This window comes from Pseudobutyrivibrio xylanivorans (assembly GCF_008935055.1).
In the GTDB taxonomy this organism is placed as follows: Bacteria; Bacillota; Clostridia; order Lachnospirales; family Lachnospiraceae; genus Pseudobutyrivibrio; species Pseudobutyrivibrio xylanivorans_A.
Map to the genome: position 1 here is coordinate 743,928 of NZ_CP043028.1, position 13,343 is coordinate 757,270.

Here is a 13,343-nt window from a genome sequence, read left to right on the forward strand (position 1 = left end):
TTTAAAAAGTTGATTATACCTATCTATATAATTCCAATTTACCAGCATCCTTATTATATGTATAAATGGAACCTGATAAAATATTGCCTTCTTCAAAAAGCTCCATGTAGTTTGTTGTCAGACATTCATTTATATCATACACAGCCACATAATCAAACTCTGAAGTGATAATTGCCTGAAGATCATCCACACTAATAATAGAACTTCCATCCTCAGGTGTATTGTTTGGGAAATATCCATTACTCTGATCAATTACCCTTGGCTTTGAAAATGTATTTAACATGGCTGGAATAATATCCTGACCATCATTTATAACCACAAGGATTCTGGCATTATCCTCACAGTTCTCATTAATCTTTGACGCAAGCAAATCAACATTGTATCTATATTTCTGAGAATCTTCAACTGATTGTTTGCTGGTATAGTAAACTATATTGTCCTTTTGGCTGTGATAAACACTTGTAAGCATTCCCAAAGCAAGTACAACAGGAATCACCTTGCCATCTGCATCTATAAGCATATCCCTAAGCGTCCAGAACATCAGAAGTATTCCAGTTAAAAACATGATTCCACAATATCTGTCAAAGGAAGCAAGGTTCAGTGCCTCATCCTCTGCAAATCTTGAAATATAAAGTGGAAACATTGAAAGAATGTAAAATACAATTACAACTCCGGGAATAACTGCTCCCGAAACAGCAGCTGACTTATTTAACTGCTTGCGCTTATAAAGACTCACATGCAAACAGATAAATCCAATCACAAATAGTGTCATTATCGCTGCGTAATTAAAGCCTAGTCTCTCATAATATACGTATCTGTATGTGAGAGCATTTCTGAAATTCGTATATACGGTAGTGCAGAATTCATTTCCGTTTCCCTGAATTGTTTCAATGGTGCCCTTTAAATTAAAAGGCTGGCTGAACTTCTGCCCTGTATTTGAAACCTTCAACTCCAGTTTCCAAAGAAGCTTTGCTGCAGCCATAGCAATAATCGGCGCAAGTGGCCACACCAGCTGCTTCTTTCCAAATCCCTCTCGGGAAATGTAATCAACAAAATAATACAAGCCAATAAACATGGCAAGGTATATTCCAACATCCTTTGATAATACAAGCACTGCTGCAAGCATGGTCATGTAGACATTGTAAACCCAGTCCTTTTTCTTTGTAATGGAAACAGCAGCAAAGCCACATCCACCAAGCACTCCAAGGAACGGATCAATATAAAGGGATGAATAAACATCCTTGAAAAACTGCAATGGTAAAATCAGACATACCGGCCAGCTTATTACAATAACAAGCTTCTGCACCAGACTTCTGTCCTTCATCTTCAAAAATGGAAGCATGACAATTACTGCCAATAGCTGATAAGCAAAATATGCTTTCCATTCTGAGAAGTCACCTGTGACCGTCATGTTTATCTTTTCCAAAAGATACTGAAAAAGTGACATGGCAGGTGGATAAGATGGGAATATTGCTCCGGAACCTTCTGCCGTTCCAAAGGCATCCATCCTTGTCATTATAACCACTGTGTCAAGCCAGTGGGAAAACTCATCAGTATGTATCGCCAATCTGTCCTGATTGTAATAAGCAATCATGGCTGAAATAATGGCAAATACAACAAATCCCGGAGTAACCAGATTAAATATCGAATCCTTTATCGAAACCTCTGACTTGCCCCGTATAATCCAGTAAATAGTGTAGCCGTACAAAACAGCTGCTACCAGACAAACGATAATCCAGCCAGCGCCAAGGATATTTATCATTCCTGTTAAAAATAAAATCAGAATGATTCCCATTGCCAAAAGAGGCAGAGTCTCCTCAAAGGTTCTATTCAGTTTAAATGCTGCAAAAAAACTAAAGCTACAGATTACAGCTATAAACAATACAACTGCTACCACTTTTTACTCCTTGGATTTAAAGATAATAGTTCTCTGAACAGTGTAGTTAAAGAGATACAAAATGATTTCAACTGGAACCTTAATGATTACTGGTGCAATCATAGGAAGCATTGCTGAAAGATTAGTAACAGCCCAGCCTGAGATTGTTCCTGAAATCACTACAAGCACCAAATACTTTGCCAGCTCCACTGCTGTGTTGCCCTCGCCCTTAAACACCATCTTCTTATTCAAAGAGAAGTTTACAAGACATGAGCAGGCTCTTGCTATGTAAGTAGCAAGCATGATCTTTGCGCCACATGAGTGAGCAATGATAAATACAATATAATCAATCAATGCTGAAAACAGCGATGAGAATGAATATTTGATAATAATACTGTATATACGAATTGAATCCTTAACTGGATTGAAATGAGAAGACTCATTATTGTTCTCATATACAGTCTGGATTGTAACCTCCTGAACACCAATGCCATTTGCTTTCATGTCGAGGAACATGTTTGTCTCGTATTCGTATTTTTCTCCCTCGCACTTTGCTGCGATTTCAAGGAAGCTAAATGGAAGCCCGCGAAGTCCTGTCTGTGTATCGCTTACATCGATACCACAAGCCCACTTATATACCTTTCGGGAAATGCCATTTCCCATACGGCTTCTCCAAGGCACATTTCCTGTATCAAACTTTCTACAGCCAAGCACCACATCATCTGGGTGCTGCTCCATGCAGTCTGCCACCTTTACAATATCCTCTGGACGATGCTGTCCATCAGCATCCACGGTGATAATACCAGCCTTTACAAGCTCAGGATTAAGAAGTCCATAATTAATTGCAGATTTTAAGGCTCTGCCTTTTCCCTGATTAACAGCATGTGTGACAACAATCGCTCCCATCTCCTTAAGCTTATTAAAGATAGGTGCATACTTTTCCTTGCCGCCATCATCTATTACCAAAACGTTCTCAAAAAGTGTAAGAATCTCCTCTGTGAGAGGCACAAGGCTCTCCAAAGGCTGATACGCTGGTATAACTATTAACTGTTGTTTCTTCATTCTATTTATTCTCCATTACTATCTAACTCTTCTAAAAGCTCCATCTCTTCCTCATATGTGAAGAAATCCTGCTCCTCAAGAGCAATTCCTTGTACGTCTCCTCTGGTAGTGTAGTACATAGGCTTAAATACATGTGAAAAACTACCGTTGCCATTTGCTACCCATATACCATTAAAGAAGATGCTTAACAGAAGCAATATTGTAATCAATCCTCTGTATTCCACTTCTTCCTTTGCAAAAAGAAGTATCATAATCATCACTACATAAAGCGCCATGTGACCACTTACAGCCACACCGTCTTCAGCAAAAAATGCCCAAATCAACTGTGCAACCGCTGAAAATATAAAGATAGTCCAAAGAATCACCTTTGTTTCAGCGCCTGCGTTTCTGTAAGAACCAATTCTTGTATAGCTGCTAACTTCCTTCTCTCTCATAAAATATGGGAACCAGAAAAAGATAATCAGACAACCTGGCACTAATTGGCTTGCTCCAATTCCATCTGTTTTATAAAGGAAAGTAGCACCCATAAATACTATAAAGTATAAAGTGAAAAGTGCTCTTTCTGTTTCCTCTGAAATTCCTTTAAGTCTGTCCCAGATTCTTATGATGCAAACTGGAAGATATGCGATAACAGCAAGACACAGGTAGTTAACCATTGTCTGCCCAAAACGTATATACATAGGTTCTGGATTATCCTTGTTTATCATGGCTGGAAGCTGAGTTAGGATATCTCCCCAGCTTACAGTGAATTGTAAGTATAAAACCACTGCAATTCCAAGCAGGATACAAATAATCATGTAACTGATGAAGGTGCTTCTTGGAGCCTCATCCTTTATACACATAAGCAACCAATACGCGCCTAAAAATACTGCCATAATAAGCATAGGTGGATATGCCACCACAGTAATGCTTGCTGTCAGTGCTGTAAGCGCAGCATATACCGGTTTTCTATTATCATAAAATCTCATGATAAAACAGATGATGAGCATCATTCCAAAATCACAGAAGGTGTGATGTGAAAAATCCTTCCAGCCTAAGATGAAGGTAAAATATAAAAGCGCCGCTGGAAATGCTCCATCCTCAAAATCACTATTTCTGAAAGTACAGAATACGTATATCGCCACGATAAGCCTTACAAGGATGTAGCAATATCTCATAAAAAGCACCAAGCCTATATTTAAGGATAAATCCGCAAAAAGAGGCTGAAGAACCTGATAATAAAGCGCAATAAGTGGATATGTGAGAAGACCTCCTGTCTGTACTGACTCCCAGCCATCCACAAGGCCATGCTGTCCCTGATAGATGCTCTTATAAAGGGCCATAAGGCCTCTCTCCTCTGCGGGCAAGCCGTACTGAAGTGTGACCACCGTCCACACCAAAATAACCGCTGCAATCAGGAAATGTATTATGCCCTTTTTCTCTTCAAATAATTCTCCCATTGTGCCCTCATTTTTGTTTATATTACTTTCCATAGTCCATTTTATTTTATACTATTATCTTTGCTTATGCTAGTATCTAAGTGTATAATTAGCCTTAATGAAAATTAATCGGAGGACGAAATGACTAAGAAAAAACAAAGCATCATCGCCACTACCGCGGTGATTTCTGCTCTTACCCTCTGTTTCAAGGCTCTTGGCTTTGTAAAGCAGGCTGTTATTGCCTACTACTTCGGCACCACCTTTGAGACAGATATATATAACGTAGCCTTTAATTTCGTAGGAATGTTGGGTTCTGCATTTATCAAATCCATCACCCTTTCCATTATCAGTATTTACACACATACGCTTGTAAATAAAGGTAAAGAGGCTGCTTCAAAGCTTATCTCCGCCTGTCTGGAGATTTTGCTTCCGGTAGTTTTGGTAGTAATGCTTCTTTCATATGGGCTTACACCTTATATTGCAAAGATGCTTGCGCCTTCCTACACACCTTCGGAATCACTTTTATTACAGCATTATCTTCATATTTGTTATCCATTTTTTATCTTTGCTGTAATCACCCTTATTTGGACATCCCTGATGGATTCCAACAAGGATTTCGTTGTTAGCCGTACTGAATCATTTATCACCAGCACGGTAACAATTATTTCCTGTGTCCTTTTATATCGAACACTTGCTGTTTCATCACTGGTTGTTGCTCAGTACATCAGCTACATTATATTTGGTTCACTGCTTCTCATCCGTGGACGCAGATATTTTAAATTTACTATCACAAAAATATCTGAGGTGCCCGAGGTTAAAACAGTTCTTCTTACTGCTTTGCCAATCTGTATTGGAGGATCAGTAAACCAGATTAATAAGATTGTAGATAATTCAATTTGTACCGGTCTTGCCTTCGGTGCTGCCACAGCCCTTACACTTGCTGTTTCACTTGAAGATTTCGTATGTAATGTACTTATCAATAACGTTGTAGATATCCTTTATGTGAACTTTTCAAATTACACTGCTGAGGGTAATAAAGAAAAGCTAAACTCTACAATGAGATTTGCCGTAAACTCCATGATTTGCATCATGATTCCAATTACAATCATCACCTGTATGTGCTCCCGTGAGATTGTTGCAATTGCTTATCGCAGAGGAAACTTTGATGAACGTTCACTTGTTATGACCTCTGCCGCACTTATCGGTTACGCAGTCGGTTTTACCAGCTCTGGTGTCAGAGACATCATCATCCGCGTTTTATATTCCTTCAAGGATACAAAGCGTCCTATGATTACCGGATTCTTCGCCGTAGCTGCCAATATCCTCGCCAGTATCATCCTTTCCAGATACATCGGTATTATGGGTGTTTCAATTGCCAGCTCGATTTCCCTTACCGTGAATTTCTTCATTAATTCACACATGGTTAAGACGCACATTCCTGATTACAACGTTCATCAGTTTTTACCTACACTGCTTAAACAGATTCCTGGATCCCTTGTACTGATGCTAATCATTTATGAAATTAAGCACTTCTTTACAGGCAACCTTGTAATCTTCCTTTTGTCGACATTTATTGGTTTATCTGTTTACGGAGTGATTTTACTTGGATTAAAAATTGAAGAAGTTAATATGATCAAACAAAGAGTATTAGCTAAGATAAAAAAGAATGGTTAGGGTTTTGCCCCTAACCATTTTCTTTACTCATTTTTATTCGTACTTAGAAGGTGTGATAAATGTAAGCTTAACGCCCTCTTCCTTTACTTTTCCAAATAATTCCTTATGATACTGATTTCTCTTCTGCGCCTCCTCGGCATTGTATGGATGTCTCATGGAAGCATCGAAATAGTTCTCATTAATATCAACTGAGAAACCGTCAAAGCCTGCAAGAAGAATTTCCTTTACCTCGCAATTCTTGAGAAGATTGAGTGAAATTACTGTCGCAGAATCTCTGGCCTGCTCATCCACGTTAATCCACTTGCTGTAATCAAGTACCTTTACGTTTCCGCGTCCACCCTTGGAAATATTTGAAGGTACGATAACATTTTTATTTCCTGCTACAGCTGCGCTGTAAGCCTCTGTTCTTGTTGTAAGAAGATAATCAAAAGCTATGTCAATATTGCTGTTAAGACCGATTGAGAATACATCATCGTCTGCCACAAGCTCTTTAATCTTATCTGCTGCGTCCTTGATACTTCTACCTGGAGCAACAAGAAGTACCTTCTTGCCTCCGATCTGGTTCTTAATATCCTCAACAGCCTGTGTATCATCAACAGTCTTGCTCTTGTTGTACTCAATGTATACCTGCTCTGCATAAGCCTTATCGAAGGAAATTTTCTTTTCCTCAGCAAGCATATTTAAAAGCTCGCTTACCTGGTCGATTGGAAGCATATGCTTGTTGAAATAGTAGCTAGCATAGCTTGGTGTACAGTGATTAGCTGATGATAAGTAATACTCTGGTGCATAGCCCCAGTAAAACTCGTCGTGAAGCTGGTTGATAACCTTATCAATAACATCTAAAAGTGGCTGGATAACATACTCACCACCGTAGAAAAGATTAAGGTGCTCAAGTAAAAGCTCTGTGTTAAGGTTTCCTGCCCCCTTACCCATTCCCATGATAGAGCTGTCTACCATGATAGTTCTTGTAGTAGGGAACTGGAGCATTGAAATAGCATTTGAATATGAAAGCTGTAAGTTGTTATGTGAGTGGAAACCAAGCATCATATTTCTGTCAAGGTTGTAATCCACAAGGTTTAACATACGCTCCATATCGTTTGGACGCATCTCTCCAAAGCTATCTACAATGTAAAATCCCTTAGCGTTTGGTATTTCTTTATTTACTGTCTCAATTAGTTCTAAAAGCTCAGCGTCTGAATATCTCATTGTAATCATTGGCTGAATATAGAAATCATATCCCTTGGACATGATGATTCTAGCTTTCTCAAGCATATTAAAACGGTCCTTCTTGTGGAAAGCCATTCTAATACCATCGATTGTATCTTCTCCTCTAGGTGCAAGATTGTTTACATCGAATTTACCATAATCAATCATTGCAACATACTGGAGACCAGGCTTCTTAGACTTAAGGATTGCCTCCTTGATAAATGTGTCGTTAATGAATTTTGTTCTGCCGTTCTCAGAACCATCCTTGTCATCGATATATCCCATTTCGATGATATCGATATTTGCTGCTTCCTGAGCTGCAAGAATCTTCTCCATATAGTCTGTGCCAAAATTGAAATCATTGACACATCCACCGTCACGTAATGTTACATCTAAAACCTTAATTCTGTTCATTTAAAATCCTCCGAAATTATAGCTCTAAGTCTACAATTTTTTCTGCAAGTGTGAAGTCCTCTGGATTATCAATATCCACGGCTTCTTTAAAGGAAACCTCGCTTACATATGGGTGGTCTCCAATTCTGCGATGCTTCTTTTCAAATACTTCCTTCGTAAATACGTATACACCGGATGTCTCCTGATATATAGGCTTTAAATCCTGTGTTCTTGGAACATTTGTAGCATCAAAGTTTAATGGCTCGCCATCCTGCCATAAGTAATCCTGAAGCTTAAGTGCGCAGAATGCCGAATCGTATTCTCCTGACTTAACTGCATTGATACAGTTTTCCATTGTCTCCTTTGTGATGAAAGGAGCTGTGGCATGTGCATAAACATAAATATCTGCATCTACAGTGTTCATAAAGGTCTCAAAGATCTGAGAGAAGTTTGATGTTGGTAAATCAAGCACCTCTGGGCGCTTAACAAAATTTACCCCTTCAGGAAGAAATGGAACAACATCCTCTGAGCTACAGTATACATTGATGCTGTCGCAAAGGCCTGTAGACTTCAGGCTGTCCAGCTCGTGCTGTAAAAGAGGCTTTCCGCCAAGAAGTCTTGTGTTCTTACCTGGACATCTCTCATTTATTAATTTGATTGGCATGATTGCAACTATCTTCATTTTCCTATCTCCAATTCTATATGTTAGCTAGCAAAAATTATAACTAATTCTTATATATATTCTTTAATAAAATTACAAATATTAGCCATAGCATTTGGTTCAAAAATACTATCAGGGTCAACATAAGTAACTTTATCGTTCTTAATGAGGTCTACAATTGCATCTGGATCGTTAACGCAAGTAACGCCCTCTTCCTTGATGAGGAATGCCATATCCTTTGCAACCTCTCTGATATCCAGAAGAATAGATCCGCATCCAAAGCCTATAGACTCCCATACTGAGGCAGACACTGTACTGATAGCCACCTTGCTTTCAGCAAGATATCTGAAGATGTGATTATCAAGAGTATCTATGATATCAACCTTCTTATCCAAAAGCCATGGATACTTCTCCTTATAGAAGCTAAACTCCTTTGGATGAAGCTTATAGATGATATGATATTCATCACCGATTTTATCAGCTACAGCTGCTGCAATCTTACTGATTTCCACGCCCTCGCGCTCAGTAGACATAAAGCAGATGGTTTTATCATCCTTTGGATACTTTGCTTTATATTTTGCTCTCTCCCTCTCAAAAAATGGGAAGCCCACTGTAAGCACCTTCACATTAGAAGGCATATGTACAACATCCTCCTGGGTACGTGAATATACCAGATGATAGTCAGGTAACACTTCAGAGTTATCCTCTGGATTAAACTGCACTGGTGTCCATGAAGGGAATGAAAAGCCGTGGGCATATTCAGCTGTAGGAATGCCTCTTTCCTTTCCAAGTGCACTATAGGCAAAGCTTTCCATTGAGAAATAGCAAAGCTCCATAATCAGCTTAGGCTGGACCCTGTCTAAGATTTTACCACAGAACTTCTTATTAATCTCATAATAATACATTCTGTCGACAAATCCCTCCACAAGCTCATCATATACATCTGGTCCAAAGGTTGTCTCTATGGCTTTGAAAATCTCACCATAGTTCTCCTCAACCGCCTTGGTATAAGCCTGTCTCTTCTTTGTATTGAACTTAGTTGAAAGCTTTACAGCGATGTTGGTGTAGAAGGAAACTCTGTCTGTAAAAAACACATTATCCATTCCATTTGGCTGCAAATGAGTGTGATTATCTGGATGTTCCAGTAGAATACTGTTAAATTTCTTCGACACTTCGTCAAAGAAAATATTCTCATACACGCCAGTATCTATATTTCTGTTACGTCTTCCATCTGCAACAAAAATAACATCTACCTTTTTTCTAGGAAGAGGCTTAAGCGCATTAAGTGCCATCGCAAAGAGCTCGCTTTTTTTGAAAGGAGTCTGGCTACCTTCGCCCTTTCCTATTGTGTATTTTTTTATTGTATTATGAACCTCGTAACGATAAAGTGTCCAAACCGGAATATCGTATATACGTATGCTGTTGCACTTATACTTTCGTTCGAATTCGAGGAAATTTTCTATAGTTGGAGATAACATTAGTCTAACCTTTCTGTTCTACGTAAAAATGGGGTTTGACAGCGCAGTGCCAAACCCCTTCTTATCATAATTAGTTTTAGAGTACAATACCTGGATGATAATCAGGTGCTAATACTGGAGCAACACCCTTCTGTGGTCCAACCTGTCCCTGAACGAAATCATAAACGCTGTAAATCTTGAAACCAGCTCTGAGTGCATCTGCAGGAGCAGGAACTCTTCTGTACTCATTTGTTGTAGCATAGTGCATGTAGTAAGCAATGATATCATTTCCAAATGCACTCTGCAAATCATAGTTCTCGCTAGCGTAAACATCTACATTAAATGCTACACTTGGCTGTCTCTCTTCCCAAATACCGTTAGTGATAAAGTGAGTAAATAATACCTCCTCATCTTCACCTAATACCTTAACTACATCTGGATAGTATGCTGCATACTGATCAGCCTTAAACATCGGTCTGATAGCTGCAATCTCTTCTGCTGTGAGCTCACGCTGCTGCTCTGCTGCTGCACTGTGAACCTTTGCCTCACTACCAACTGTGAATGTAGATACCGCAAAAACAACCGCCAATACAACCGAAAGTACTTTTGTTACCTTAAATTTCTTCATAATCTCCACCTTTCCCAATAGTCTAAACTTTAAGCCGCACACCATTGTCATTGTTACATTTGAGTCTATATTAAACTTGTGTCCAAATCAAGATTTTTGTATGAAAAATCTATAATATTAATACGTTATACCATTAATTTCCAGCAAGTGATTTAGAAATACTAACATACCCTCATCGTATTCCTTATCAGCCTTAATATGTGCAATGTCTAACATACTCTCGTTTGTGTATGGTTGTACCCATGTGGCCAGGTATTCATTGTATAAATTATCATCTGAAGTAAGACATCCCTCGCCGCATTTTTTATATGCGATACATACACTTATTAGGCATACACAGCATACTAATTCTCTTATAATAACCATTCTGTCCAGGACTTCAGAACCATTAACTTTTATGCCATCTAAATGATCTATTAATCTTTCAAATCCCATAACAGCGCATGGTAAAAGCATAATCGTATATACGATAGAATATTGTGTCTTGGCCTCCCAAAAAACATGAAAAATAAATCCACCTAGAAATGTTAGCATAAAAAAGGAGCGAGTATTGAAATCCTCTTTTGACTCAAATATTAACCAAAGTAATGAGCCCAAATAGATTAATGTTTGAATGTAGTCCAAAATATCAGCAGCCTTAGTATAGTTTTCTGCACTAAAGGCATTTGTCATCTTGTCTGAATAAGTGACCCTATGATTTCTAATTTGGTTAATCCAGTAACACTGGTATGTTGGTTCTGCCCACATTGAGGCTAATTTTTTTGAGAAAAATCTTACGGCGTAGGCTTTGTCATTAGCGAATTTTTTCAGCTTATTCTCTATTTCTTTCTTTGCTAAAACAGCTTGTTTATCTGTATAACATCCAACACGTTCATAGGTTTGATTGTTATATCCATTCCACCAACCAGGAGGATATTCTTCCTCGCTTTCCTGCAGTCCCATGGCAATAAATGCCCAACTACTTACGCCCTGATTTAATACATAACCTGTAAGCTTTTCGATATAGTATGCTGGCAATTTAGCTACCATAATGCTTACAGACAATATAAATATAATATAAAAAGATTTTTTCAATCTATTATCATCATTATTAACAATGCTCAATAATAAATATATCAATATAGCCACACAGAAAATCCAGGCATTATTCTTTACCTGTACAGCTAAAGCCATAGTGACTGCGGAGATCAATATCCTCCACCACTTACTGTCTTTTAAATATTTCACCACATTATAAAAGGCAACCATTGACAGTGTCATATGCCAAATCGTGCCATATACAAATGATGTGTACATTAAAAATGGGAAAAATACTATTCCACTTACTAGTAATTCAATCTGTGTAAGTCTTGACACTTTATTTTCTTCCAAGACTTCTACAATCATCTTGTAAAGCAATGTTAATCCAACAACATTTAACACCTGAAAGGCTGTGATATTAAAATATCCCCAAAATTTAGATAAAAAATAATTTATAAGAACAAGACCAATTTGGTTAGTCCACCTATCTAAATATCCTCCTGGATCCAACATATTATATTCACCTGCATGCAGCTTGTAAGCGCAATCAATTACGTCAAGCTGATCAGAACCTGGAAGAAATTGGGTAACCAAAACCCATACAATACATATCAAAAAAATAACTCTTAGCATATATTTTTTTGCCTGATTGTAAAATGCGTCATCATTCAACTTTGATTTAAATTTTTGCAGTGGAGATAGCTTATGAACAACATAATATAGAACTAAAAATACTAAAATAAAAATAATGTTTTTAATCTTGGAGTCCCTGCAAAAGTATGTTATCTCTCTGCTGTCGCTTGCTCTATAGCAGGTGGAAATTAAACTAAAAAAGAAAATTACAGATAAAGAGACAGTGGATAAAAACACCACTGTCCTTTGATAAATTTCGTTAATAAACACTCTAACACAATTAATCACTATTTCAGCTTCTCCTTCTTAAACGACTAATTATTCTAAAATGCCTTATTACTACTTATACTCTTTTAATACCCTATTCCTTATCGTAGGTTCTTTCGCTGATGATATAGCGAGGTCTCTGCTTTGTCTCCATGTATGTTTTTCCCACATATTCTCCAATTACTCCAAGAGAAATAAGCTGAATACCACCAAGGAAGCATACCGCAATCATTGTACTTGTCCAGCCACCTAAAGTATTTCCGGCGAAGTGCTGAACTATTGAATAAATGATAAGAATCAAACTTATAAATGCGACGAAAATACCCATTCCAGTAATCACTCTGATAGGCTTGATGCTAAGTGATGTAATGCCATCAAAAGCAAGGCTAAGCATCTTTGAAAGTGGATAATGACTCTCGCCTGCAATACGCTCGTTTCGCTCATAATAAACGCTGGTGCTCTTGAAGCCTACAAGTGGGAACATTCCTCTAAGGAAGATATTTACCTCCTTGTAATTTGCAAATTCATTAAGGACTCGGCTTGATACAAGTCGATAATCAGCATGATTGTAAACGACCTCAGCCCCCATGCTGTTAAGAAGCTTGTAAAAGCTTTCAGCTGTAAATCTCTTAAAGAATGTATCTGTATCTCTCTTACTACGAACGCCGTAAACTACCTCGCATCCATCAGCGTAGGCATCTACCATCTCGTTCATAGCGTTAATATCATCCTGTCCATCGCAGTCGATAGAGATTGTAATATCGCAGAGCTCCTTTGCTTCCATAAGCCCTGCAAGAACTGCATTCTGATGACCACGGTTACGGCTCTGAGTGATACCAACATAATGCTCATCCTGCTTAGCAAGATCCTTGATGATGTTCCATGTGTTATCCTTTGAACCATCATTGACGAACATTACACGTGAGTTATCTGAAATCTTATCAAGTTCAACAAGTTCCTTAACTTTATCTAAGAATAAAGGAGCTGTAATCGGCAACACCTCTTCTTCGTTATAGCAAGGAATAACTATGTATAAAGTTGGTTTCAT

At 38.1% G+C, this 13,343-nt stretch carries 10 protein-coding genes; 1 reads left to right on the forward strand and 9 read right to left on the reverse strand.

Going from position 1 to position 13,343, the window contains the following annotated elements:
• Positions 1-19 precede the first annotated feature (19 nt).
• The 3 genes from FXF36_RS03295 to FXF36_RS03305 are packed head-to-tail and all read right to left on the reverse strand — an operon-like array spanning position 20 to position 4,377.
• Positions 20-1,897: a hypothetical protein gene (locus tag FXF36_RS03295; protein ID WP_151622457.1), complete on the reverse strand. Its 1,878-nt coding sequence runs from the start codon at positions 1,895-1,897 to the stop codon at positions 20-22.
• A gap of 3 nt (positions 1,898-1,900) precedes the next feature.
• Positions 1,901-2,938: a bifunctional glycosyltransferase family 2/GtrA family protein gene (locus tag FXF36_RS03300; protein ID WP_151622458.1), complete on the reverse strand. Its 1,038-nt coding sequence runs from the start codon at positions 2,936-2,938 to the stop codon at positions 1,901-1,903.
• A 5-nt stretch (positions 2,939-2,943) separates the two neighbouring features.
• The gene (locus FXF36_RS03305; RefSeq protein ID WP_167511275.1) at positions 2,944-4,377 is read right to left on the reverse strand and encodes a hypothetical protein; all 1,434 of its coding nucleotides are present in this window, start codon (positions 4,375-4,377) and stop codon (positions 2,944-2,946) included.
• A 120-nt stretch (positions 4,378-4,497) separates the two neighbouring features.
• Here FXF36_RS03305 and murJ point away from each other — a divergent pair, with 120 nt between their 5' ends.
• A complete protein-coding gene (gene murJ, locus FXF36_RS03310; protein ID WP_151622460.1) occupies positions 4,498-6,030 on the forward strand; it encodes a murein biosynthesis integral membrane protein MurJ in 1,533 nt (510 codons plus the stop codon).
• 33 nt (positions 6,031-6,063) lie between these two features.
• Here murJ and FXF36_RS03315 read toward each other — a convergent pair whose 3' ends face one another.
• From FXF36_RS03315 to FXF36_RS03340, 6 genes are all read right to left on the reverse strand, one after another.
• The gene (locus FXF36_RS03315; RefSeq protein WP_151622461.1) at positions 6,064-7,650 is read right to left on the reverse strand and encodes an aldolase catalytic domain-containing protein; all 1,587 of its coding nucleotides are present in this window, start codon (positions 7,648-7,650) and stop codon (positions 6,064-6,066) included.
• 16 nt (positions 7,651-7,666) lie between these two features.
• Positions 7,667-8,311: an acylneuraminate cytidylyltransferase family protein gene (locus FXF36_RS03320; RefSeq protein WP_151622462.1), complete on the reverse strand. Its 645-nt coding sequence runs from the start codon at positions 8,309-8,311 to the stop codon at positions 7,667-7,669.
• 50 nt (positions 8,312-8,361) lie between these two features.
• A complete protein-coding gene (locus FXF36_RS03325; RefSeq protein ID WP_151622463.1) occupies positions 8,362-9,768 on the reverse strand; it encodes a hypothetical protein in 1,407 nt (468 codons plus the stop codon).
• Between the two features lie 76 nt (positions 9,769-9,844).
• Positions 9,845-10,375, reverse strand: a complete 531-nt coding sequence (locus FXF36_RS03330; protein ID WP_151622464.1) for a hypothetical protein — start codon at positions 10,373-10,375, stop codon at positions 9,845-9,847.
• A 117-nt stretch (positions 10,376-10,492) separates the two neighbouring features.
• Positions 10,493-12,298 (reverse strand): hypothetical protein, encoded by a 1,806-nt coding sequence (locus FXF36_RS03335; RefSeq protein ID WP_151622465.1) that lies wholly within the window; start codon positions 12,296-12,298, stop codon positions 10,493-10,495.
• A gap of 91 nt (positions 12,299-12,389) precedes the next feature.
• A complete protein-coding gene (locus FXF36_RS03340) occupies positions 12,390-13,343 on the reverse strand; it encodes a glycosyltransferase family 2 protein (protein ID WP_151622466.1) in 954 nt (317 codons plus the stop codon).

Excerpts from the sequence above, each read along its gene's own strand:
- FXF36_RS03300 (WP_151622458.1), bottom strand. The coding sequence starts at position 2,938 with ATGAAGAAACAACAGTTAATAGTTATACCAGCGTATCAGCCTTTGGAG.
- FXF36_RS03305 (WP_167511275.1), bottom strand. The coding sequence starts at position 4,377 with ATGGGAGAATTATTTGAAGAGAAAAAGGGCATAATACATTTCCTGATT.
- murJ (WP_151622460.1), top strand. The coding sequence starts at position 4,498 with ATGACTAAGAAAAAACAAAGCATCATCGCCACTACCGCGGTGATTTCT.
- FXF36_RS03315 (WP_151622461.1), bottom strand. The coding sequence starts at position 7,650 with ATGAACAGAATTAAGGTTTTAGATGTAACATTACGTGACGGTGGATGT.
- FXF36_RS03320 (WP_151622462.1), bottom strand. The coding sequence starts at position 8,311 with ATGAAGATAGTTGCAATCATGCCAATCAAATTAATAAATGAGAGATGT.
- FXF36_RS03325 (WP_151622463.1), bottom strand. The coding sequence starts at position 9,768 with ATGTTATCTCCAACTATAGAAAATTTCCTCGAATTCGAACGAAAGTAT.
- FXF36_RS03330 (WP_151622464.1), bottom strand. The coding sequence starts at position 10,375 with ATGAAGAAATTTAAGGTAACAAAAGTACTTTCGGTTGTATTGGCGGTT.
- FXF36_RS03340 (WP_151622466.1), bottom strand. The coding sequence starts at position 13,343 with ATGAAACCAACTTTATACATAGTTATTCCTTGCTATAACGAAGAAGAG.